Here is a 22,524-nt window from a genome sequence, read left to right as displayed (position 1 = left end):
CCTCAGCGCTGAGCGGGCGGAGCGGGTGGGGTGGGGCCGAGCGGCCGTCTCGGCGTCGTGCGCCCGCCGCGCCTCATGGCCCAGCCGTACCAGGTCACCGGGGCGCCGACGATCAGGGCGGCGAGGGGAACCATGAAGTTCGAGACGCCCCGGCCCTCCTCGAGGACGGCGATCATGAAGAAGCTGAGGATCAGTGGGGGGATGCCGATCGCCCCGTTCATCTCGTCGCTGGCGAAGAAGGCCGCGGCGAGCATCACGAGACCCACGAGAAGGATTCCGATGCCGGCCTGGGACGCCCCGAAGGGGATGGACTCCAGGACGTCGACGGCGTAACCGCCAGTGGTGAGGGATCCGTCCTTGATGTCGGGATCCCATTCGTTGACGAGCGCCGAGTAGAAGACCGGGACCATCACCAGGACGGCTCCGGCGATCCCGGCCAGCGTGGCCGCAGCAGCGCCCAGGCCGCGCGCCGCGCCGCCGGAGCGGGCCAGGAGGGCCGCGACGGAGGCCAGGCCGGCGCAGGCGAGGCCGATCATCATGGCCCAGAAGACGATGAAGGTGTAGAAGGCCCGGTTGCCGTCCTCGTCGACTTTTCTGGCAACCGCGTCGAGGTCGTCGGCCAGCGCAATGTCGCTGTTGGCCGCCAGCAGGGCGGCTCCGAGCAGTCCCGCGATGAGAAGGACCGTCCCGGCGGGGAGGATGCCGGGCTGTCCGGGATGGTCGGCTGTGTCATCCATGCCGGGGCACTTTACGTGCAGCGGGTTCACCGCCCGGTTCCGGAGGCCTTCACCCCCGCGTCTGCTGGCTCGCCGCCCATTCGGCGACCCGTCGCCCGCTCTCGGCCTCCGAGAGGTCCTCCACACGCGTCATGATCGACCAGCGGACCCCGAATGGATCGCGGATCGATGCGAAACGGTCACCGGAGACGAAGGTGCTCAACGGCTCGCGGACCGTCGCCCCGGCCCGTTCGGCACGCGCGACGACGGCGTCCACGTCTGGGCAGTAGAACCCCATCGAGTAGCACGCCTGGTCGCCCTCGGGCGGCGGCACGGTGCCGAAGTCGGGGCTCGCCTCGCCCAGCTGGAGGTGGCCGTGCCCCAGATCGAGATCGGCGTGGACGACGACCCCGCCCATCTCGGTGACGTCGACCACCCGGGCGCCAAGGACCGTCCGGTAGAAGTCGAGGGCCCCGGCCGCGTCGCGGACAACCAGGAAGGGCGTCAGACTCGTGCAGCCGTGAGGGACGCCGTCGGTGGTGTACCTGCCGGTGACCCCGGCATGGGATGCAGTGTGTTCGGTCATCTGTTGTTCAGTCATGCGATCGACGGTACGGGCGGGAGGCACGGGAAGCTTGAACATTCGCGACAACCCCCCGGATCGGCGCGGCGTGCTCTACCCGGCGCGGCTGCCCACCTTCGACCGGTTCCCGGCGCCCCGACAGGTCGACCTCCTGGTCCGATGGATCTGGATTCCGCGCTGGGATCTGGAACCGGGCGTCACCTCGCGTCAGAGACTCCTGCCCTTCCCGGCCTCCAACCTCGTCGTGCAGACCGATGGGGTGACCCTGTCGGGCCCCGCCACCGGTGCCTCCCACCGCGACCTGACCGGACGGGGTTGGGCCGTCGGCGCGCTGCTGAGACCGGCGGCCGTCCCGTCGCTCGGTCTGGAACCGGCCGCCATCCGTGACGACGAGGTGCCCTTCAGCGCTCCCGGTCTTCATGCCGCGGTGGTCGATGCGATGGCGTCCCCGGACCCGCGGACCGGCGACGAGGAGGCGGTGCGCGCGGTCGCCGGCTGGGTGGCGACGCATCTGGGTGAACCCGACGAGGCGGGTCTGGTGGCCGACGAGATGGAACGGCTCATCGCCACCGACCGGAGGATCATCAGGGTCGAGCAGGTCGCCGATCGGCTGGGATACTCGATGCGAGCGGTGCAACGCCTGGCGCAGCGATACTTCGGGCTGCCGCCCCTGGCCGTGATCCGCCGCTACCGCCTCCAGGAGGCCGCGCAACGCCTGCGCACCGAACCCGGCCTGACGATCGCCCAGGTCGCGGCCGATCTCGGGTACGCCGATCAGGCCCACCTCAGCACCGACTTTCGGCGGGTTCTCGGCATCACGGCCCGCGACTACCGGGCCGGCGCCGACAGCTCCGGAACCGACCGACGCCCACCTACCGGGCTGTAATGTTCTGACATATCAATCGGCGGCGGTCATGGCCGCCATCAGACGTCGAAGGAGACCTCATGCGGATCGGACTCGTCGGATACGGAACCGGTGGACACCTCTTCCACCTGCCCTACATCCAGGCCGCCACCGAGTGGGAGATCGTCGGCGTCGTCACCCGCAGCCCCCGGCGACGCGAGACGCTGGCCGTCGAGGCGCCCGGGGTGCCCGCCTTCGACACGATGGACGCACTCATCGACGCCGGCGTCGACGCGGTCACCATCACCACCCCGCCGCAGACCCGACGCGAACTGGTGCTGCACGCCCTGGAGCGCGGCGTCCACGTCGTCGCCGACAAGCCCTTCGCCCCCGACCTGGCCGGGGCAAGGGAGCTCGTCGAGGCCGCCCGTGCGACAGGCAAGGTGCTCTGCGTCTTCCAGAACCGCCGCTTCGACACCGACCTGGTCACCGTGCGGAAGGTGCTCGGGTCCGGCATCCTCGGAGGTCTCCGCCGCTCCCGTCTGGTCTTCGATCTCGACGAGCCCGGCGGCCTGGAGGTCGGCCCCCAGCACGGACTGCTGCGCGATCTCGGCGCCCACCTGGTGGACCAGGCCGTCCAGCTCTTCGGGCCGGTCGCCCGGGTCGACGCCCATCTGGACCAGGTCGACCTGCCCGAGGGGCGCGTCGACGTCGGCTTCGCGCTGGGTCTGCACCACGTCTCCGGGGTGTTCAGCGACGTCTCCGCCTCCAAGCTGTCGCGTCGCGTGGCCAAGGAGTTCACCGTCTACGGCTCCGATGGCTACTACGAGTCGCACATGAGCGACCGCCAGACCGAGCAGCTCAGCGCCGGGATGCGCCCGGCCACCGCCCCGGCAGGTGCCTGGGGGGTCGAGGAGGAGGAGCGATGGGGCGTCCTTGTGACCGCTGACGGGTCCCGGAAGGTGCCGTCAGGGGCCGGCGACTACGCCGAGTTCTACCGCCGCTTCCACGCCGCGATCACAGGAACGGGTGAGGCACCGACCACCGCGGAGCAGGTGCTCCACACCATCGCGGTGCTGGACGCGGCCCGGCTCGGCGACGCACAGGGGCGTTCCGTGGTTCCGGAGGCCTGATCGACGGGCGGGTTGCGCAGACGGCTCAGTCGCACCAGCGCGAGACGTATCCCGGTTCGCCGCGGCGCACGACGTCGCGGTCGCGCAGCAGGACCGAGATCTCGCGTCCTCGCAGTCCGCAGGCCCGGGCGAACGCCTTGGCGCCGTTGTCGGTGTACTCGATCTCGATGACCCGGCGCCCGTACAGGCCGGTGTAGTGGTCGCACTCCCGGTAGACCTGGCACTCCTCGGCGATGGCGAAGTCCAGCCCGGCGGAGTCACGTCCGGCCCGGCCGATCTCGGGCGCGTTCTTCTGCGCCACCGCCAGCCCGCGGGCGTGCGCGCGGCGAGCCAGATCGGCGATCAGGGCCACGTTGTCGGCCGCTACCAGGCGGCCGCCGGAGCGCAGGTAGGAGTCCAGGTTGTCCGGCTCCACGGCGTCGAACCCCGATCGTTCGCACCTGGCGAGGTCGGCGTCGAGCAGCGCTGCCAGCTTGCGGCGTCCGGAATCGGTCGAGGTGTCCAGAAGCGCCTCGTCCGGCCAGTCGGGATCGGTGACGGGCCTGCCGCCACGGGAGAGGACGAGGTCGGGATGGCGCCTCAGCCAGGTGGTCAGCGTGCCCGGCTGGGTCTGGAAGGCGTTGACGTAACAGATGTTGTAGAGACCGGGAACCGGTCGGGCCGAGGAGTCGCGCACCGTGATCCGCGCCGTGGGGTGGGGAGGGTAGGGGCCGCCCAGCTGGTAGTCCACCCGTCCGGCCGCCGGGGGAGGGGTCGTGCGCGACGGTGGATTCCGGTCGGTCGCCGGGGAGCAGCCGAGGAGGACGGCCAGGACCAGCAGGACCGGGGTTCTGCGCCGCAGCGGTGGCATGGGTCCGAACCTATCCTCGCCGAGGACCTGAAGGTGACCCGAGCCCGAGTAATATACAACCAAATGGTTACACAAGTTGGGCTCAGCGAGGCCGAGAAGGACCGCCTGTTCCACGCCCTGGCGGCGTCGACCAGGCGCGATATCCTGCGCCGGACGATGACACGGGAGGTCAGCGTCTCGGAACTCGCCCGCTCCTATCAGATGTCCTTCGCGGCGGTCCAGAAACATGTGACCGTGCTGGAGGAGGCCGAGCTCATCGTCAAGCGTGCGCAGGGGCGCACCCGCCTGGTCAGAGCCGATCCCGAGCGGATCGCCCTGGCGAGAGCACTCCTGGCGCAGTACGAAGATCTGTGGAAAGGGCGCATCGAGCGACTCGACGCCCTCCTGGATGGCTGATCAAGCGACTCCACTCCACCCGACTCCACAAGGAGCCAGACATGCCAGTCACCGACATCATCACCGACGAGAAGAACCTCACCCTCACCGTCATCGCCGATTTCGCCCATCCCGTCTCGAGGGTCTGGCGGGCCTACGCCGATCCCCGCCAGTTGGAACGGTTCTGGGGTCCGCCCACCTATCCGGCCACCTTCACCGAGTGGGATCACAGAGTGGGTGGCCGGGCGCTCTACCACATGAACGGCCCCGCCGGGGAGAAGTCGTACGCCCGGTGGGACTTCGTCGAGATCGAACCGGAGCGCAGCTTCACCGTCGACGACCTGTTCACCGACGAGCACGGCGACCCGGCCCCCGGGATGCCGGTGATGCGGATGAGGTTCGCCTTCGAAGCCACCGATCAGGGCACCCGGATGACCACGACCTCGGACTTCGCCTCCCTGGAGGCGCTCCAGACCGTTCTCGAGATGGGCGTCGTCGAGGGCACCCGCCTGGCCATGGGGCAGATCGACGCCGTTCTGGCCGGGTTGCGCGAGTGGTTCGCCGGAAAGGGCACCCGCATGGAGGTGCTCACCGACACCCTGGTGCGCGTCACCCGGGCGATCGCCGCCCCCAGGTCGGTGATCTGGCGGGCCCAGACCGATCCCGTGCTCATCCGGCAGTGGATGCTCGGCCCCGACGGATGGTCGATGACCATCTGCGAGGTGACGACCGAGGTGGGCCGGTCCAGCCATTTCGGCTGGGCTCCCGATCCCGGCGTCGAGGGCGAACCGTTCGGCTTCGACGACCAGCTGCTGTTCCTCGATGAGCCCTTCCGGATCGTCACCGCAGGGAGGATGACGGGTGTCGAGGGCCCCACCGTGACCAACGACCTCACCCTGACCGAGGAGGACGGCGTCACCCTCCTCACGACCGTCATGGAGTTCCCCGACGCCGCCACCCGGGACATGATCCTCGGCACCGGGATGGTCGACGGCATGGAGATGTCCTACGCCAGGCTGGAGAACCTGCTGCTCACCCGCCCCGTCGTCTGATGCGCACGCCTACTGCTGGGAGGCCGCCATGTGGCGTGCTCCTCGCAGCCCGAACACCGAGGCCGGGGCGATCGTCGACCCCGGCCCCGGGTAGGTGTGACCCATCACCGAGGCCGTCGTGTTCCCGGCCGCGTAGAGGCCCTCGATGACCGACCCGTCGTCGCGCAGCACGCGGGAGTCGGCGTCGGTCACCAGGCCGCCCTTGGTGCCCAGATCCCCGGGCACCAACTTGTAGGCGGTGAAGGGCCCCTTCGTCAGCGGGCCGAGGCAGGGGTTCGGATGCACCGTCGGGTCGCCGTAGTAGCGGTCGTAGGCCGAGCCGCCCTTGCCGAAGTCCTGGTCGCGCCCGGTCCGGGCGAAGCCGTTGAACCGTTCCACGGTTCCTCGCAGATTCGCTGCCGGTACGCCGATCGCCTCGGCCAGCCGATCCAGGGTGTCCGCTCGTGCGAGCAGCCCCTGCTCCGCCATGGCCTTCATGAGGCCGGGCTGGATGGAGAAGGTGCGGAAGTAACGGCGGTTGTAGCGGGCGTCGTTGATCATCCAGTAGTCGCCACCGCGGTCATGGTCGTTCATGTGATGACCCAGATCGATGTAGGACTCGGCCTCGTTGGCGAACCGCCGGCCCTGCCCGTCGACGATCATCATGTAGGGCAGCGCCCGTTCACCCACCAGGAAACCCATCGCCGGGCCCTCCTTGTACGGGGCCAGGGAGGCGCCCCACCACGCGTCGTCCATGTAGTCGAGAGCCGCTCCCTGATCCTGGGCGATCTCGATCGGCCCGCCCAGGTTGCCGGGACTGCCGGAGGTGTAGCCGGTGACGTCCTGGTAGCGACGCCGCCACTCCTGGTTGGACTCGAAGCCGCCGGCGCCGAGCATGACGCCCCGTCGTGCTCGCAGCACTGCCTGCGAGGCCCCGGAGCCGATCCTGACGCCGATCACCCGGTCGCCCTCGGTGGCCAGACCGGTGGCCGGGCAGTTGAGCCGCAGCGGAACCCGGGCGTCGACCAGGACGGCGTGGGCGAAGTGGGCGGCCAGCGCCCCGCCCAGTCCTACGAGCTTCTTGCCCCTGACCAGGCCGCCGAGGGTCCGGAACACGAACTGGGCGCCTCGGGCGAAGCCGCCCGGCGTCGACCAGGCCCGGCCCAGCAGCCAGATGTCGTTGGTGCGCACCGGGAGGGGGACGACGCCGCGCTGGGTTGCGGCCCACTCGCCGAGCCTCCTGACGTCGAAGTTCATCCCCTCGATCGCCCGGCCGATCTTGCCCCCGGGAAGCTCGGGATAGTAGTCGGGGTAGTCGGTGTCGCGCATGAAGCGCATGCCGTGCTTCTCGGCAGTGAGGACGAAGTCGTCGACGCCGTCGATGAAGGCCTCGATGCGTGCTCGCGAGGATGCCGGGCCGGGATCGCCGATCGTGGTCAGCATGTACTCGAGCGCCTCCTCGCGGGAGTCCGCGGCGCCCTCGCGCCTCATCAGAGGATTGTTCGGCAGCCACAGGCCGCCCCCCGACATCGAGGTGTTGCCGCCCCATCGGTCGGTGCTCTCGATCATGACGACGCTCAGGCCCTCGTCGACAGCTCCCAGTGCCGTGGAGAACGCGGCGGCCCCGGAGCCGACAACCACCACGTCGTAGGTCTCATCATGGGAGTCCGACATCGTACTCACCCCTTCTTGCCGGGCACTGGGGGCGCAGGAGAGGATGCGCACCGGTACCGGACGACATTGTCCGGTTCAGTATAGTTGCCCGTCTCATCCGATGAGACGGAGGAGTCCGATGAAGCCGAACCGCGGTCCGGCGGCGGCCGGCAGCAACCGGCGGGCGCTGCTGGCCTCCGCCCGCCGTCTTTTCGCCGAACGGGGCATCGGTGTACCGCTCTCGGCGATCGCCAGGGACGCCGGGGTGGGGCAGGGGGTCCTGTACCGTCATTTCCCGACCCGCTCGGTACTGGCCATGGCGGTCTTCGACGAGAACCTGGACCATCTGGAGCAGGTGGCGGCCGGGGCGTCCGGTGATCGCGGATTCGCCACCGTGTGGGGCGAGGCGCTGGAGATGGTGCTCACCGATATCGCCTTCATCGAGATGGCGGTCGAGTCGCGTCGCGCGACCCGGGCGGTGGGGGCCGACACGCGCCTGGGGCGCATGATCGAACCCTTGCTGGTGCGTGCCCGGGCCGGGGGACTGGTCGATCCCTCGATCACGACGGTCGATCTGCTGCGAGCGCTGCGGGCCAGCTACGGGGTGGTGGTCACGGCCATGGACAGCCGGACGGCCAGGAGCGACGTCGCGGCCCTCATGACGGGCCTGGGTCTCCCCGGGCCCGGGAGGGGTGCAGACACCGGTTAGTCATCGGCGGGCGCCGACTCCGATGAGCCAGGCGCGCAGGATCGACGCCGCATCGGCCGGTCGGCCGCGCATGCCGTTGCCGGCCAGCCGGTCGTAGAGCAGCCCGTTCATCACAGCGATGAAGTCGTTGGCCCGGTCCTCCGGTTCGGGCACTCCGAGCGAGGCGAGCATCCTGGCCGCCTCATCGAGGAGCTTCTCGCGAGCCGGGGACGCCGTGGTGAGCAGCTCGTGGAGCTCGGCGTCCTGGCTGCAGCTGATCGACAGGGCCATCCTCGCCCGGGTGTCGACGCCTCGGGTGACCGTGCCCTCGAGGGCGGCGGCCAGCTGCGCCACGGCGTCGTTGATCGTGGTCGGCAGCTGCCTGGCGGGTGGGCGCAGCTCGGCGATCTCCGCGACCCTGGTGATGACCATCCGGACCAGTTCCCGCCGGTTGCGCGCGTAGTTGGAGGTGGTGCCCTCCGGCAGGCCGAGCCGCCGGTCGATCCCGCGATGGGTCAGCGCGCGGCCGCCCCCTTCCGACACGAGTTCCATCGCGGCGTCGGCGATGGCCGTGCGTCGATCCATGACGAACCCTCTCTTGGGAACTATAGATGTAGTGGTAGCATACTACGAACGTAGTGAACGTCGTCAGTGTCACGACCCGACCAGTACGAAGGATGAGTGAGATGACCGGTTCACGAAAGACCAATCCGTCCGAATCACGACTGTGGATCAACGATCTGGTGATCGTCGCCGCCGCCGTCGTCTGCGCCATGATCACCTGGCTGCTGACGGCACGGCTCGGCGGGATCGGGCTCGCGGTCACCCTGAGACACGGCACCGTGCAGACGGTGTCGGGGGGCGATGTGGCCCTGATGGCCGCCGTCGCGGCGATCATCGGCCTGCTCGTCCTGCGCGGGCTCGAGTGGGTCTCGGCGCTGGGGCTGAGGATCTGGACCATCGGGGCCGTCGTGCTCGCGGCAGTCTCCCTGCTGGGGACTCTCGGCGCAGGCTCCGCGGCGGCGACGGGGGCCCTGATGGCCCTTCACGGAGTCGTCGCGGCGGTCGTCATCGTCGGCGGTCACCGGGCGCACCGCGCACGGACCCGCCGACCCCGATGACAGTTCAGTCGACCCTGCTCAGCGGCAGTTTCTCCCCGGCCTCCACGGCGATCGGCAGCCGGTTCTCGGCCGGGGGGAGGGGGCAGGTCGCGTAGTTGGTGTAGGCGCAGGGCAGGTTCGAGGCCCTGTTGAAGTCGATGACGGTGTTGCCCTCGGCGTCCGGGGCGGGCACGCTCAGGGTGCGCGACGCCCCGTAGGTCGTCACGCCGCTGGTGGCGTCGCGCATCAGGACCATGAGCGATCCGTCCCGCCCGCCTTTGAAGGCCGTCAACCGGTACTCGGTGCCGCCGACGGAGAAGGTGAGCACGCCCGGTGCGGTGTAGTGGTGCTCCAGTCCGTCGATCACCGCCCCGACCGTCTCGTCGCGGGCCTGGTCGAAGGCCTCGAACCGGGCCGGAACCACCCAGGCCGGATCGGCCGGGTAGGCGGGCGTGCCGGGGAAGTGCGCCAGATAGGCCCCGTCGTCGCGGCGGGGTCGCAGCATCACCTGGGAGCCCCGCCAGGCCACCTCGGCGGCGCCGTGGGCCCGCCCGTCGGTGTAGCCCAGCAGCACGCCGCCGTCGGCGATCCGCTCCCCCAGGCCCACGGTGCCGGTGAGGGTGCGCCCACCGTCGGTGAGGGTCTGGCCGTCGGGCAGCGCGACCTGAGGCTGCCCGTCGACAAGCTGCCAGGAGCCGGGGACGCCGGGGACACTCAGCGGATCGTCGTCGAGGAAGTAGAGACCGGTCGCGGCGAGAATGCCGAGGGGATCGGTGCGCGCGGCCTCGTGGGCGTCGTGCCAGCTCTTCCATTCAGCGGCGAACTGGGTGTCCTGGGCGGTCTGGGACATGTCGGTCTCCTCCTCGGCGACGATTTCCCCTCAACGGTAGCCGCCGGATCCCGGGCCCCGCAGATCTCGCTGAGAGCCGATCGCGACCGCTTGACCCTGACACGGTGTCAGGCTGTTCAGTGATGGTCAGAAGGAGAGTGAGATGATCAAGACACGGACCACTGACCAGCTCATCCGGGCACTGGAATCCACCTCGCCGTCGCAACGGCTGCAGGTGGCGATGGCCGCGGGTGCCGACCCGCGCCCCGGCGATGTGCCCGCACTGATCGGGCGCAGCGGCGTCGAACCCGACTTCTTCGTCCGCGACATGCTCGTGTGGGCCATGCTGAGCCATCCCGCCGACGTCACCGTCCCGGCTCTGATCCGGGAGCTGGGATCGGCGAATCCGCAGGCCAGGGCGCAGGCCCTGCACGCCCTGTCGAAGGTCGGGGATCCTCGCGGCTGGCCGGAGATCACCGACGAGTTCATCGGATCTCCTGACGTCGACATCGCGAAGGCGGCGTGGCGGGCCGCTGTGGCGCTGGTTCCCGAGGGACATCAGGAGGCCCTGGCACGGCGTCTGGCCACCCAGCTGGGCCGGGGGGACCGCGGTATGAGACTGAGCCTCGGCCTGGCCCTGCTCGGGCTGGGCGAGCCCGCCCGTCCCGTCCTCGACGAGACGATCCGCAGCGGCGGCCGGCGCTCCCGAGTCCACGCGCAGGCCGTCCTCACCCTGCTGGAGCGCCCCGAGACCGCTTTCGATGACGCCGTCGAGGAGGCGAGGCGGATCCATGCTGATCGGTGAGGTGTCGCGACGCTCCGGAGTGAGCGTGAGAATGCTGCGGCACTACGACCGCATCGGCCTGGTGAGACCCTCGGCGCGCACCGGCACCGGCTACCGCGAGTACGCCCCGGCCGATCTGCGCCGACTCTTCGCCGCCGAGGCGCTGCGCACCCTGGGTCTCTCCCTGGCCCAGGTGGGACGGGCCCTGGACGATCCCGGCTTCGACGCCGCCGCGATGGTCGCCGAACTCATCGCCGGGACCGAGACCCGGATCGCCGCCGAGCACTCCCTGCTGGTGCGGCTGCGCGAGATCGAGGCCAGCGAGCCGCGCAGCGGTCAGGACATCCTCGAGGTCGTCGGCCTGCTGTCGGCGCTGCGCTCGGGCAGCGCCGACCGGCGTCAGGCGGCGGCCCTGTCGCACGGCTCCGGGCCACGGCAGCCCGACGGGCCGCAGCTGGCCGGCCAGCTGGTCGACAGCTACCTGGACGAGCCCGATCCTGGTGTCGCCGGAGCCCTGAGATGGGCCGTGGCCCGTGCTGGGAGGCCCGGACTCGAGGCGCTGGCAGCCAGATCACGCGACATCGACCGGGGTGTGCGGCTGCGGGTCGTGCTGGCCCTCGACGAGATCGAGGACCCCGCATCGGAGCGTCTGCTGGCCGGATTCCTCAGGGATCCCGACCTGCGGGTCGCGGGACACGCCGCGATCTTCCTTGCCCGGCGACGGTCCGGAGCCGCAGAACCCCCGGTGCTCCTCGCCCGGCTCGTGACGATGGTGGTCGCCGGGGTGGACGACGTCGAGGCCGCCGAGGCCCTCTCGGCTCTCGCCGGGACCTCGACGGGAATCCGGGCCGAGGCCGTCAACGCCCTCGCCGCCCGCCTCGAGGCTCACGGAGCCGACTCCTCGCAGGCGCGCAGCCGCATCGCCCAGGCGCTGGGGGAGGTCGGCGGCCCCGATGCCCACGACGTGCTGGACGGCCTGACGCGGGACCCCGATCCGGCGGTGAGGTCGGTGGCGGCGTACCTGTTGGGCTAGATCCGCGAGGCCGGGTCGTCGGGGTCGACGGCGATGCCCCAGCGGTGCCGCCAGGGATTGTGATCCTCATAGGCGTCCATCGCCACCCAGGCGCAGGACTGGGCGAGCTGATGCTCCAACTCGTCGCGCTCCAGCTGGGGGATGTGCGAGTCGCCGTCCATGTAGTCGCACAGCATCTCGGAGGCCTTCTCGTAATCGCCGGCGGAGCGCATGAGACGGCGCCTGGCCTCCTTGTACGTGTGGCGGACCGAGGTCCAGGCAAGAGCCCGCTCGAAGTCATCGGGGCGGGCCATGAGCGCCTCGACCGAGGTGTCGAATGCGGCGGCGACGGCGGCGGCCTCGCTGATCAGCGGCTCCTGGTCCCCGGACAGCAGCTGTGCTGCGCGCTCCTCGGTGAGCGGCGCTCCGCGACGGGAGGCCTCGCCGGCCAGATCGGCGGCCTCCCATCGGCGGACCCTGCAGGCGGACCGGATGTTGGCGGCGAGCTGACGAACCCGATAATCCTGAGAGCCCTGTTGATCTGTGGCGTCCATGCGTCAACTCTTGCACCAGGGGGCGGAATACACGAACCGGTAGTGCCGTTCCCGCAGGAGAACCGTCCACGAGGAGGAATTGCTGATGCCCGCACTGACCGGCAGGAACATTCTGATCATCTCGACGAATTACGGCACCGAGTCCGACGAGATCGGTAAGCCGCTGGAGTATCTCAAGGAGCAGGGCGCCGACGTCACAGTCGCCGCACCCCAGAAGTCCCCGATCCAGACTCTCAAGGGGGACAGGGAGCCCGGACCCACCGTGGATCCCGACCTCAGCCTGGCCGACGCCCAGGCTGAGGGCTACGACGCCGTCGTCATCCCCGGCGGCACGATCAACGCCGACGGCCTGCGGGTCGACGCGGACGCCCAGCGGATCGTCGCCGGGGTGGCCGCGGCCGGCAAGGTGGTGGCGGCGATCTGCCACGGCCCCTGGCTGCTCATCAACAGCGGCGTCGCCCGGGGCAAGACGCTCACCTCCTACCCGACGCTGCAGGCCGACCTCACCAATGCCGGCGCCACCTGGGTCGACGAGGAGGCCAAGGTCTGCCCGGCCAACGGCTTCCGGCTCATCACCTCGCGCACTCCGAACGATCTCCCGGCCTTCAACCGCGAGATCCTCGCCGCGCTGAGCTGACTGCTCGCCACACCGGCCGCCCCGGACAGGCGGGGCGGCCGGTTTCTCGGTCTTGTATCTGTACCTAGAGGTAGGTACAGTGATTCTCGTGGGATCGAGAGAACAACTGGTCGACGCGATGAGCGACCTTCTGTGGGAGCGCGGATACGCCGCGACCAGCCCCCGTGCCGTGCGCGAGCGCTGCGGCATCGGACAGGGAAGCATGTACTACCACTTCCCCTCCAAGCGAGACCTCGGCGCGGCAGCCGTCGAACACAACTGCCGGGCGCTGCTGCCGGGCACCATCGCCATCCTGGAGGGCCCGGGATCGCCGTTGGAACGCCTCATCGCCTACCTGAGCCGCGACGACCACCAGCCCCTCAAGGGCTGCAAGGTCGGCCGACTCACCCAGGACCCCGAGGTGGTCGCCGACCCGGCGCTGCTGGCGCCGGTCAAGGTGGCCTTCGCGGCCACGCACGGCATGCTCGCCGGAGTCATCTCCGAGGCGATCACCGCCGGCGAACTGCCCTCGGGGCTGAACGCCGACCATCTCGCCGACATGATGTCGACGACCATCCAGGGCGGCTACGTCCTGGCCATCGCCGCCGGCGACCGGGCCCCCTTCGACAATGCCCGTGCCGGGGCGGTCGACCTGCTCCGGGCCCTCGCTCCGACCTCACCATCACAAGACCCGACTGTTCCGGAAGGACACCTGACATGACCGTACGTATCGGAATCAATGGATTCGGCCGCATCGGACGCACCTACCTGCGCGCCGCCCTGGCCAATGACGCCGACGTCGAGGTGGTGGCCGTCAACGACCTCACCGACGCCGCCACGCTGGCAGACCTGCTCGAATGGGACTCGATCTCGGGCCATCTCGACGGAGTCTCGGTCGACGGGACCACCATCCACATCGGCGATCGCTCCATCGCGGTGACGTCGGAGCCCGACCCCGCAGCCATCGGCTGGGGCGAGGTGGGGGCCGACGTCGTCATCGAGTCGACCGGCCGCTTCACCGACGGGCAGAAGGCCCGCGCCCATCTGAAGGGCGGCGCGAAGAAGGTCATCGTCTCGGCCCCGGCCAAGGGCGACGTGCCCACCTTCGTGCTCGGCGTCAACGACGACGCGCTCGATCCGAGCGCCTCCGACGTCTTCTCCAACGGGTCCTGCACCACCAACTCGCTGGCCCCGCTGGCCAAGGTGCTCAACGACTCCTTCGGCATCGAGTCCGGCCTGATGACCACCGTGCACGCCTACACCGGCGACCAGCGCCTCCACGACGCCCCGCACAAGGACCTGCGCCGCGCCCGCGCCGCAGCGCTGTCCACCATCCCCACCACCTCCGGTGCCGCCAAGGCGATCGGCACGGTGATTCCGGAGCTGGACGGACGGCTCACCGGATTCGCGCTGCGGGTACCGGTGCCGGTCGGATCCATCACCGACCTCACCGCGGTGCTGGACCGGACGGTGAGCGTCGACGACGTCAACGCCGCCTTCCAGGAGGCCGCGGCCTCCGACCGGCTGGGGAAGTACCTCCAGTACTCGACCGCCCCGATCGTCTCGGCCGACATCGTCGGCAACCCGCACTCCTCGATCTACGACGCCCCGCTGACCCAGGTCGCCGGACGCCAGGTCAAGGTGCTCGGCTGGTACGACAACGAGTGGGGCTTCTCGAACCGCCTCGTCGAGTTCTCCGAGAGGATCGGCGCCGGAATCTGATCCCGCGTGAGTGCGGCGGCCCGGGTGAAGTGTCAGGCCCGGATGCGATGATGTCGCCATGACTGTCGGAGCCCGATCAGAGGCGCAGGACAAGGAGAGGAAGGCTCGTGGAGCCTACTTCACGCCTGCTCCTGTTGCAGAGTTCATCACCGAGTGGGCAGTGCGGAGCAGTGGCGACCTTGTGATCGATCCCTCGTGCGGGGACGCGGCGTTCCTCGTCCCCGCCGTCATGAGGCTCCGGGCGCTGGGGGCTCTCGATCCGGTTGTCCATGGTGTGGAGATCCATGGCGCCTCGGCCGCGGATGCCGGGATCCGCGTGACGCAGGCCGACGGACGAGCGCAGATCCGGGTGGCGGACTTCTTCGATCTGGATGACGGGCGGCGGTATGACGCCGTCGTGGGAAATCCTCCGTACGTCCGCTATCAGGGATTCACCGGGCCTGCCAGGAGCAGGGCTCGCCGCGCGGCTCTGCGCGCGGGGGTGTCACTTTCTTCGCTCGCCTCCAGCTGGGCGGCGTTCGTGGTTCACGCCGCCTCCGTCCTGAAGCCCGGTGGCCGGCTCGGAATGGTGCTTCCCGCTGAGCTGCTGAGCGTGAACTACGCTGCTCCGGTTCGGCGTTTTCTCTTCGAACATTTCGGCTCGGTTGAGCTTGTACTGTTCGAACGGCAGGTCTTCGATGACGCCGAGACCGATACCGTTCTGCTTCTTGCTGATCAGTGCGGGCGATCCACGACATCGGCAGCAATTCGGCGCGTTCATCGATCCTCGGACCTGGTCGACCTTCCAGAGCCCGTGACGAGGACGCCGGTCAGTCCCGAGGCGAAGTGGACCGATCTTCTCGTATCGCCGGATGTGATGGGAATACTGGCCCGACTCAAGAAGTCCGGAGCCTTTGCCGGGCTGGGCTACTGGGGAAGAATTCGCCTTGGAGCGGTGACCGGCAACAACAAGTACTTCGCCCTGTCCGCGGCCCGTGCGGCAGAACTCGGCCTGGCCACTGACGACCTGATGGCCATCAGCCCACCCGGAAGCGGGCATCTCCGGGGCCTGGAGTTCACTTGTGAGCAATTCGCCGGACTCCGGGAATCGGGTCGTTCGGTCTTGCTGTTTAGGCCACAGGATCCGTTGGATCGTGCCGCCCGGAAATATGTAAGCGCGGGTTGTGAGGCGGGAATCAATGAGGCGTACAAATGCCGAGTGAGGACGCCGTGGTATCGGGTCCCTGTCCTGGAAACTCCAGATCTATTCCTGACATGTATGAATGCGGACACTCCGCGCCTTACGACGAATGAGGCAGGCGTTCGCCATCTCAATTCAGTTCACGGCGTCTATCTGTTCCCTGATATTCAGGAGTCCGGCCGGACATACCTGCCGATAGCCAGTCTGAACTCTGTGACGCTCCTGGATGCCGAACTCTCCGGTCGTTCTTACGGTGGAGGAATCCTCAAGATCGAGCCCCGCGAGGCTGTCCGCTGGCTCGTACCGAGTGAGACGCTCGTATCAGACGCCGCCCACGGTCTGGACTCTGTCCGTGAGGAGGTCGTGGAAGCCTTGGGGAATGGCCGGTTGCTGGACGCTGTCGCACTGGTCGACAGCGTGCTTCTAGGAGCCGGTGACGCGATGACCCCGGTCGATCTGAGGATGATCCGATCGGCGGCCGCTGACATGGCTCAACGTCGCATCACAAGGAGGAGTGGAGATGGCAGGTAGGGCGCCTTCGGTGAAGGCCGCGGGGTGGAAGCTGCTTGACCGTGTCGTGGCACGTGCGGCACCGGACGGGGTGTTCAGCAATCCGTGGTGCACAGATTCTGGCGGTACGGTCGCCTACAGGCCGGATTTCGCGACGCTCTCCCGGCTGTTAGGAGTACCGCTCCACCTCCGGGCCGCGACCCAGACCGGTGTTCCGGCTCTGGCACTCGATGTGTGGTTGGCGTATGAGATGAGGCGTTCGGGATTTGACCGCGACGCCGTCTGGCCGCGCGCAACCCCGCCACGGGTACTGCCTGTCCCGCTCGCCCGATTGATCGACTCGCTCCAAGGAGACGAACGCAGGCAGATGTGTGAGCGACTCGGTGGAACGAATCCACCGAAGAACGTGGCACCATCCCAGGCTGTGGTGCTGGGGAAGAACTACACGAAGCAGGTGGACGTCGTCATGTCCAACTGGCAGACCGGTCCGGAACTGATGATCAGTACCAAGCGGATGGACTCCAGCTTCGGGAAGAACGCTCCCAATCGGATCGAGGAGGCGTACGGCGACGCGAAGAATCTGCGATCACGGCATCCCCTTGCGGCTCTGGGCTTCTTCTTCGGGATCCGGAGCACGGTCTTCGAGGATGCTCCAGCGGTGGGGGCGTGGTTGGTCGATCTGATGCGGAAGCTGGGCGAGGAGGATGACGCCTACCATTCAGTCTGTCTGCTGCCGATGGAGTACGACGACGATCGTATTGAGGACGAAGCCGGGCAGGAGGCCACTCGGGCTGCTGGGGAAGCGGGCCTTGAACCGTTGGACCAGAGTTCGGGACGAGCCACGGCTACGGCCGATGAGGTCGGCGATCTCGACGCTGTCATTGCGCAGTTCCCGGGCGTCCGGATTCGTGAGGAGCTGGTCCCTCCCGATCTTCGGGTCGCTGTCTTCCTCCAGGGCGTTGTCGAACGAGTGCTGAGGGTATCGCCGGTGACACTTCATGCGGAGGCGCGCCGGAGACGCAGCGAACCGCGGAATCTGATCAGCCCTTCTGCAGAGTGAGCACCGCCATCACCCGGCGGTGCACATTCGCGTCGGCGGCCAGCCCCAGCTTGGCGAAGATCCGCTGGATGTGCTTCTCCACCGCCCCGTCGGTGATCACCAGATGCTCGGCGATCGTGGCATTGGTGAGGCCCTGCCCGATGAGCTCCAGAACTTCGCGCTCCCGGGCCGTCAGCTCGTCCAGCGGCGTGCGCCGCTGGGCGGAGATCACCTGGGAGACGACCTCCGGGTCCATCACCAGCCCACCGGAGGCGACCCTGTCCACGGCGTCGTTGAAGGCGTCGATGTCCGAGACCCGGTCCTTGAGCAGGTATCCGGTGGCCTCCGATCCCGAGGACATCAGCTCCTCGGCGTAGGACACCACCACGTACTGGCTGAGCAGCAGCACCGGGGCGCCGGGCCACTCGGCCCGGATCCGCTTGACCGCACGAAGGCCCTCGTCGGTGTGGTGAGGGGGCATCCGGATGTCAGCGATCGTGAGATCGGGGCGGGCCCGCAGGGCCTCGGCGACGAGTTCGGGCTCGGATCCTGCGGATCCGACCACCTCGTGGCCGGCGTCCTCCAGGATCAGCCGCAGACCCTCCCTGATGAGCGCCGAGTCGTCGGCGATCACGATGCGCATGGGATCACCGCCTCCACACTGGTGCCCTCCCCGACGGGGGAGCCGATGCTCAGGGAGCCCTCGAGCGAGGCCACCCTCTCTCTCAATCCTTGCAGACCGTGGCCCGCGAGATTCTGGGCGCCGCCGATCCCGTTGTCCGAGATCCGCACGGCGGCGTTGTGGCCGTCAACGGTCACTCTGATCGCGATGGACGTCGCCCGAGAGTGCTTGTTGGCATTGGCCAAGGCCTCGGAGGCCACATAGTAGATGCCCGTCTCCACGTGCAGCGGGAGCCTGCCGGGCGGGCAGTCGACCGACGTCGGGATCGTCGAGTTGCCGGCTATCTCGGCGAGCGCCGCCCCCAGCCCCCGATCGACCAGCAGCGGAGGGGCGATGCCCCGTGAGAGTTGGCGCAGCTCGGCCAGGGTGGCATTGGTCTGGCCGCGGATCTCGGCGATCAGGGACGCCGCCCGCTCGGGTTCCCGGCCCATCATCCGCTCGGCGCGGGCCAGATCCATCGATGAGCGGATGAGTCGTTGCTGCGGCCCGTCGTGGAGGTCGCGCTCCAGGCGGCGCAGGCCCTCGGACTCGGCCGTCCGGCCCGCCGACCGCGACGCCCTGGTGCGCTCCAGCTCCTGCTGGGCGTCCCAGCGCGAGCACAGCATGCCGTGGCTGATCACCCGGTGCAGGCCGGTCAGCCCGCGCAGCACCGGGGAGAGGGTGAGCAGGAAGACGAGGCCGATGAGGAACTCGCTGACGAGGTCGAACACCAGAGCGGCCTGGCCGCTGAACCCCAGCAGTTCGCCCAGGCCGCTGTAGTCGTCGTCCGGCAGCACCAGGCGCAGCACGATCTCGGTGATCGGCCCGGCGATCGTCGCCAGAGCCCCCACGAACCACACGACGGAGATGACGAAGGTGATGAGCTTCAGGAAGAAGTCGACGAAGACCCAGGCCATGTTGAGCCACGACTGAGGATCGCGCAGCGGGGTGAGCATCCGGGAGAACCAGCCCGCACCGGGGTAGGGAGTCTTGTGCTGCGGCGTGGGGGCGTCGATCCTCAGCATTCCTCGCAGCATCGTGCGCTCCAGGTGGGCGAAGCTGCGGGCGAACAGGGTTGTGAGGACGAGGATCGGCAGGCCGATCCAGACGATCGAGGTGCCGACGCCGGCGAAGAAGAACGGGATGACCAGGACGAAGGCCACCACCGCCAGGATGAATCCGCAGAACTCGTAGCCGAGTCGTCGTCCCACTCCCGATGCCCATCGCGCCGCACGCGCCGGTTCGGGCGCGGCCGGATGGCGTCGTGCCACAGGTGTACTTGCCATGGTCCCCAACCTAGAAGCCCTGCCGGTCGCGCGACATCAGGTTGCCCGGCGTCTGGTTGTCGGGCTGTCCCCACCTCGGATCGGCCCCTGCTCCCTAGGCTGGTGCCATGGGAACCGATCATGCGCCCCACCGGCCCGTCAGCCGGCTGGCGCGCGCCGTGATGAGCCTCTTCGCCGCTCCGCGGGTCAACATGCGCGAGGACTACGAGAAGGTCCGCCGGCTCCAGCGTCAGATGGCGGCGCTGCCGGCGATGCGCTACCACGACCTGGACCGGGAGGTGCGCTCGGCCGACGGCGGCCACTCCATCCCGGTGCGCGTCTTCGAACCGTCGACAGTGCGCCGCGACGAGGTGTTGCTGTTCTTCCACGGCGGGGGGTGGGTCACCGGAGACATCGACTCCTACACCCCGGCCTGCCTCACCATGGCCGAGCTCACCGGGGCCGTCGTCGCGTCGGTCGACTACCGGCTCGCTCCCGAGTTCCCCTTCCCGGCCGGCCTGGAGGATTGCCACCGGATCGCCCGGCTGCTCCTCGAGGAGCCCGGTCTGGCCGGTGTCACCGATCCCTCGCGGATCGTCATGGTCGGAGACTCCGCCGGCGCCAACCTGGCCGCCGTCACCTGCCTCATGCTGCGCGAGGAGCACTCGGCGATGCCGAGCCGCCAGATCCTGCTCTATCCGGTCACCCACTGGGACCACGACCCTCGCACCTCTCCCTTCGCATCGGTGCGCGAGCACGGCGCCGACTACCGGCTCACCAACACGGAGGTTCAGGACTACCTGGAGCTCTACGCCCCCGAACCGGCCGAGCGCAGAAGCCCCCGGGTCTCCCCGCTGATGGCCACCGATCTGTCCGGCCAGCCCCACACCCTGGTGATCAGTGCCGAACTGGATCTGCTGCGCGACGAGGGGGAGGCCTACGGGCGCCGCCTCCAGGAGGCCGGCAACCGGGTCCGGATCCTCCGGGAGCCCGGTGCGCTGCACGGATTCATCACGCTGCCGCGATTCGCCCGGCCGCTGCGCGAGGCCTATGACGCGATCAACGCCTTCCTCGACGAGGATCCCGGCCAGGGACGGCCATGACGCGGCGCGCCTGGGTGGCGCTGGACAACGCCTCCAACATCTTCCTCGCCGCTCGCAGCGAGATCGATCCCAAGGTGTTCCGGATCAGCGCCGAGATGGACGACGACGTCGATCCAGAGCTGCTGCAGCGGGCTCTCGATGAGACCTACGACGACTATCCGCTCTACCACGCCGTGCTGCGTCGCGGCATCTTCTGGTACTACCTCCAGGACTCCGACCTGCGCCCCGCCGTCGGACCCGATGCGCAGTATCCCTGCGCACCGATCTACCAGGCCGACCGGCGGAACCTGCTGTTCCGGGTGATGCACCATCGGCGGCGAATCATCCTGGAGACCTTCCATGCCCTGTCCGACGGCACCGGCGCGCTGTGGTTCATCACCGACCTGCTGGACGCCTACTGCCGGTTGTGCCACCCCGGCGATCCCGTTCCACCGGTGAAGAACGCCCACCCGGTCCAGGGGCTGAGCACCGACAGCTTCGCCCACTACTTCCGGGGCCGTGGCCCCGTCGGTCCGGCGCCGGGAGGCCGGACCCCCCGGCATCCGCTCGGCAGGCACGTCCAGCGCGTCCGGGGCACCCGCACCCCCGACGACCGCACCCGGCTCGTCGAACTCACCATGCCTGCCGCAGACGTCCTGGCGCTGGCCCGCGCCGAGGGGGTCGGGCTCACGGTCCACCTGACCGCCCTGTTCCTGGAATCGGTTCGCCGCGCCACCCCGGCGACACGGCGGGCTCCGGTGATGACGGCGTCGATCCCGGTGAACCTGAGGCAGTACTTTCCCTCGGCCTCGGCCAGGAACTTCTTCGCCGCCATCCGGGTCGAGCACGATTACCGCGCCGCCGACAACTCGGTGGCGGCGGTCGCCCGCGATCTGGAGTCCCAGTTCCGCCCGAGGGTCACCCCTGAGGCCCTCCACCACAAACTGCACAAGCTCATCCGGTTCGAACGGATGCCGCTTCTGAGAATCGTGCCGAGCACCCTCAAGAACGACATCCTCAAGGGCATCAACCAGGGGAACAACCGGGCCCTGACGGTCGCGGTGTCCAACCTCGGCCGGGTGGCGCTTCCGCAGCCCGCCGAGTCCCATGTCGGCCGGATGCTCTTCCACACCGCGGCGGTACGGCCGCAGTTCTGCGCCGTCTCCCATGCCGGGCAGCTCACCGTGAGCTTCACCTCCCCCTTCGTCCAGGTGGGGCACGTCCGGGAGTTCGCACGGCTGCTCACCGCTGCGGGCATCGATGTGACGGTGGCGATGGAGAGGGTCACCGAGGCCGAGATCAGCGGGGCACCGTCATGACGCGGCCCGGCATGAGGAGCTGCCCGAAATGCGAGGTCGGCATCGAGGGGGAGTGGGCCCGGTGCCCCCTCTGCGGTGCCATCACCGAGGGGGCCTCGGCCGACAGCCCGCTCCCGACGGTCTCCCTGAGATTCTCCCGGCGCCGCCTGCTGCGAGTGCTCTTCCTCACCTCGCTGGTGGTGATCCTGGCCTCCTTCGGCCTCCAGCTGATCTTCCGGCGAGGGGCCGACGTCGGCGTGCTGCGATCCATCTGGCTGGGGGTCGCCGCGATGTGGCTCGTGGTGGTGATGGCGGTGCGCAAGCGCCGCAATATCGCGAAGGGGACCGTCTACCTGGTGGTGCTGGCGGGCCTGGTGTGCGCGTACTGGGACTATCTCACCGGATGGCACCGTTGGTCGCTGACCTACGTCGTGCCGATCGTCTGCGGCTTCGCGATCATCGCCCTGCTCATCGCGGTGCGAATGATGCGCATGGAGGTGGGCGACTACACCGTCTACACCGGCCTGACGGTGCTTCTGGGGCTGGTGCCGATCCTCTTCCTGGTCTTCGGATGGGTGACGAACCCGATCGCCTCGGCCATCTGCATCGGGGTGAGCGGCCTCGCTCTGATCGTGCAGATCCTCACCCAGCGCCGTGAGATGGGCCACGAGCTGGTCAAGCGCCTGCGGCTGTGATGCCCCGGCCGGGGGGCCGGGGCATCACCGGTGCCGCGGTCAGTCGTTCTTCTTCTCGTTGACGGAGCCCTTGACGCGGTCGGCGACCGCCCCGAGGGTGGACTTCGCGTTCTCGGCGGCGTCGCGCAGCTTGCCCTCGGTCTCCTGCACCTTGCCCTCGGCCTCGAGATCCCTGTCGCCGCTCACCTTCCCGGCGGCCTGCTTGGCCTTCCCGGAGATCTTGTCGATGGGGCTCTGGTCGTCGCTCATACGATCCTCCTGTGTCGATACTGTGGTTCTGCTGGTGTTCTTCACACTTGCACGG

General features: G+C 69.0%; 26 protein-coding genes. 16 read left to right on the top strand and 10 right to left on the bottom strand.

What is annotated here, in order from left to right; genetic code table 11:
* Positions 1-2 precede the first annotated feature (2 nt).
* Both JS278_RS15860 and JS278_RS11885 read right to left on the bottom strand, forming a co-directional pair.
* Complete coding sequence (locus JS278_RS15860) at positions 3-737, bottom strand: hypothetical protein (protein WP_147243199.1); 735 nt, start codon at positions 735-737, stop codon at positions 3-5.
* A gap of 49 nt (positions 738-786) precedes the next feature.
* Positions 787-1,317: a VOC family protein gene (locus JS278_RS11885; protein ID WP_220149965.1), complete on the bottom strand. Its 531-nt coding sequence runs from the start codon at positions 1,315-1,317 to the stop codon at positions 787-789.
* Positions 1,318-1,351: 34 nt separating this feature from the next.
* Between JS278_RS11885 and JS278_RS11880 the strand changes: the two genes are divergently transcribed.
* Both JS278_RS11880 and JS278_RS11875 read left to right on the top strand, forming a co-directional pair.
* Complete coding sequence (locus JS278_RS11880; protein ID WP_220149964.1) at positions 1,352-2,185, top strand: helix-turn-helix transcriptional regulator; 834 nt, start codon at positions 1,352-1,354, stop codon at positions 2,183-2,185.
* A 59-nt stretch (positions 2,186-2,244) separates the two neighbouring features.
* Positions 2,245-3,276 (top strand): Gfo/Idh/MocA family oxidoreductase, encoded by a 1,032-nt coding sequence (locus JS278_RS11875; RefSeq protein ID WP_114045373.1) that lies wholly within the window; start codon positions 2,245-2,247, stop codon positions 3,274-3,276.
* Positions 3,277-3,301: 25 nt separating this feature from the next.
* Here JS278_RS11875 and JS278_RS11870 read toward each other — a convergent pair whose 3' ends face one another.
* Positions 3,302-4,126 (bottom strand): endo alpha-1,4 polygalactosaminidase, encoded by an 825-nt coding sequence (locus tag JS278_RS11870; RefSeq protein ID WP_114045372.1) that lies wholly within the window; start codon positions 4,124-4,126, stop codon positions 3,302-3,304.
* Positions 4,127-4,189: 63 nt separating this feature from the next.
* On the opposite strand from JS278_RS11870, the gene JS278_RS11865 reads away from it, so the two are divergent.
* Both JS278_RS11865 and JS278_RS11860 read left to right on the top strand, forming a co-directional pair.
* Positions 4,190-4,522: an ArsR/SmtB family transcription factor gene (locus JS278_RS11865; protein WP_114045371.1), complete on the top strand. Its 333-nt coding sequence runs from the start codon at positions 4,190-4,192 to the stop codon at positions 4,520-4,522.
* A gap of 41 nt (positions 4,523-4,563) precedes the next feature.
* Positions 4,564-5,553, top strand: coding sequence for an SRPBCC family protein (locus JS278_RS11860; protein WP_114045370.1), 990 nt, complete (start codon positions 4,564-4,566; stop codon positions 5,551-5,553).
* Between the two features lie 9 nt (positions 5,554-5,562).
* On the opposite strand, the gene JS278_RS11855 is transcribed toward JS278_RS11860, so the two are convergent.
* On the bottom strand, positions 5,563-7,206 hold the full coding sequence (locus JS278_RS11855) for an FAD-binding protein (protein ID WP_114045369.1): 1,644 nt from the start codon (positions 7,204-7,206) through the stop codon (positions 5,563-5,565).
* Positions 7,207-7,324: 118 nt separating this feature from the next.
* Between JS278_RS11855 and JS278_RS11850 the strand changes: the two genes are divergently transcribed.
* A complete protein-coding gene (locus JS278_RS11850; protein ID WP_114045368.1) occupies positions 7,325-7,894 on the top strand; it encodes a TetR/AcrR family transcriptional regulator in 570 nt (189 codons plus the stop codon).
* Here the strand turns inward: JS278_RS11850 and JS278_RS11845 are convergent, their stop codons facing one another.
* Entirely contained in the window at positions 7,895-8,458 is a 564-nt protein-coding gene (locus JS278_RS11845; RefSeq protein WP_114045367.1) for a TetR/AcrR family transcriptional regulator, read from the bottom strand. It abuts the gene before it with no gap.
* Between the two features lie 101 nt (positions 8,459-8,559).
* Here JS278_RS11845 and JS278_RS11840 point away from each other — a divergent pair, with 101 nt between their 5' ends.
* Positions 8,560-8,994: a DUF6069 family protein gene (locus JS278_RS11840; protein WP_114045366.1), complete on the top strand. Its 435-nt coding sequence runs from the start codon at positions 8,560-8,562 to the stop codon at positions 8,992-8,994.
* Between the two features lie 4 nt (positions 8,995-8,998).
* Here JS278_RS11840 and JS278_RS11835 read toward each other — a convergent pair whose 3' ends face one another.
* The gene (locus tag JS278_RS11835) at positions 8,999-9,823 is read right to left on the bottom strand and encodes a DUF1684 domain-containing protein (RefSeq protein WP_114045365.1); all 825 of its coding nucleotides are present in this window, start codon (positions 9,821-9,823) and stop codon (positions 8,999-9,001) included.
* Positions 9,824-9,965: 142 nt separating this feature from the next.
* Between JS278_RS11835 and JS278_RS11830 the strand changes: the two genes are divergently transcribed.
* Positions 9,966-10,607 carry a HEAT repeat domain-containing protein gene (locus JS278_RS11830; protein ID WP_114045364.1) on the top strand — a complete coding sequence of 214 codons (642 nt, stop codon included), beginning with the start codon at positions 9,966-9,968 and terminating at the stop codon, positions 10,605-10,607.
* Positions 10,594-11,619, top strand: coding sequence for a MerR family transcriptional regulator (locus JS278_RS11825; protein WP_114045363.1), 1,026 nt, complete (start codon positions 10,594-10,596; stop codon positions 11,617-11,619). The genes JS278_RS11830 and JS278_RS11825 overlap by 14 nt, the downstream gene beginning before the upstream one ends.
* Here the strand turns inward: JS278_RS11825 and JS278_RS11820 are convergent.
* Positions 11,616-12,152 carry a hypothetical protein gene (locus tag JS278_RS11820; RefSeq protein WP_114045362.1) on the bottom strand — a complete coding sequence of 179 codons (537 nt, stop codon included), beginning with the start codon at positions 12,150-12,152 and terminating at the stop codon, positions 11,616-11,618. The genes JS278_RS11825 and JS278_RS11820 overlap by 4 nt on opposite strands.
* Positions 12,153-12,237: 85 nt before the next feature.
* On the opposite strand from JS278_RS11820, the gene JS278_RS11815 reads away from it, so the two are divergent.
* From JS278_RS11815 to JS278_RS11795, 5 genes are all read left to right on the top strand, one after another.
* Positions 12,238-12,789, top strand: a complete 552-nt coding sequence (locus JS278_RS11815) for a type 1 glutamine amidotransferase domain-containing protein (protein WP_114045361.1) — start codon at positions 12,238-12,240, stop codon at positions 12,787-12,789.
* Between the two features lie 88 nt (positions 12,790-12,877).
* Entirely contained in the window at positions 12,878-13,489 is a 612-nt protein-coding gene (locus JS278_RS11810) for a TetR/AcrR family transcriptional regulator (protein ID WP_245935103.1), read from the top strand.
* Entirely contained in the window at positions 13,486-14,490 is a 1,005-nt protein-coding gene (gap, locus tag JS278_RS11805; protein WP_114045359.1) for a type I glyceraldehyde-3-phosphate dehydrogenase, read from the top strand. Before JS278_RS11810 ends, gap begins: the two co-directional genes overlap by 4 nt.
* 58 nt (positions 14,491-14,548) lie before the next feature.
* Complete coding sequence (locus JS278_RS11800; RefSeq protein WP_114045358.1) at positions 14,549-16,201, top strand: HsdM family class I SAM-dependent methyltransferase; 1,653 nt, start codon at positions 14,549-14,551, stop codon at positions 16,199-16,201.
* Positions 16,191-17,240 (top strand): hypothetical protein, encoded by a 1,050-nt coding sequence (locus JS278_RS11795; protein WP_114045357.1) that lies wholly within the window; start codon positions 16,191-16,193, stop codon positions 17,238-17,240. Before JS278_RS11800 ends, JS278_RS11795 begins: the two co-directional genes overlap by 11 nt.
* Here JS278_RS11795 and JS278_RS11790 read toward each other — a convergent pair.
* Positions 17,221-17,862 (bottom strand): response regulator transcription factor, encoded by a 642-nt coding sequence (locus JS278_RS11790; protein ID WP_114045356.1) that lies wholly within the window; start codon positions 17,860-17,862, stop codon positions 17,221-17,223. The genes JS278_RS11795 and JS278_RS11790 overlap by 20 nt on opposite strands.
* Positions 17,850-19,166: a sensor histidine kinase gene (locus JS278_RS11785; RefSeq protein WP_114045355.1), complete on the bottom strand. Its 1,317-nt coding sequence runs from the start codon at positions 19,164-19,166 to the stop codon at positions 17,850-17,852. The genes JS278_RS11790 and JS278_RS11785 overlap by 13 nt, the downstream gene beginning before the upstream one ends.
* Before the next feature lie 107 nt (positions 19,167-19,273).
* On the opposite strand from JS278_RS11785, the gene JS278_RS11780 reads away from it, so the two are divergent.
* The 3 genes from JS278_RS11780 to JS278_RS11770 are packed head-to-tail and all read left to right on the top strand — an operon-like array spanning position 19,274 to position 22,220.
* A complete protein-coding gene (locus JS278_RS11780; protein WP_114045354.1) occupies positions 19,274-20,248 on the top strand; it encodes an alpha/beta hydrolase in 975 nt (324 codons plus the stop codon).
* On the top strand, positions 20,245-21,546 hold the full coding sequence (locus tag JS278_RS11775; RefSeq protein WP_114045353.1) for an alcohol acetyltransferase: 1,302 nt from the start codon (positions 20,245-20,247) through the stop codon (positions 21,544-21,546). The genes JS278_RS11780 and JS278_RS11775 overlap by 4 nt, the downstream gene beginning before the upstream one ends.
* Positions 21,543-22,220, top strand: a complete 678-nt coding sequence (locus JS278_RS11770) for a DUF6320 domain-containing protein (RefSeq protein WP_245935102.1) — start codon at positions 21,543-21,545, stop codon at positions 22,218-22,220. Before JS278_RS11775 ends, JS278_RS11770 begins: the two co-directional genes overlap by 4 nt.
* Positions 22,221-22,259: 39 nt before the next feature.
* On the opposite strand, the gene JS278_RS11765 is transcribed toward JS278_RS11770, so the two are convergent.
* Complete coding sequence (locus tag JS278_RS11765) at positions 22,260-22,469, bottom strand: CsbD family protein (protein WP_114045351.1); 210 nt, start codon at positions 22,467-22,469, stop codon at positions 22,260-22,262.
* Positions 22,470-22,524: the final 55 nt, after the last annotated feature.

Origin of the sequence: Acidipropionibacterium virtanenii (assembly GCF_003325455.1) — a bacterium.
GTDB classification, from domain to species: Bacteria; Actinomycetota; Actinomycetes; order Propionibacteriales; family Propionibacteriaceae; genus Acidipropionibacterium; species Acidipropionibacterium virtanenii.
The sequence above is the reverse complement of the archived record's forward strand: the minus strand, read 5'-3'. Positions and strand labels throughout refer to the sequence as shown.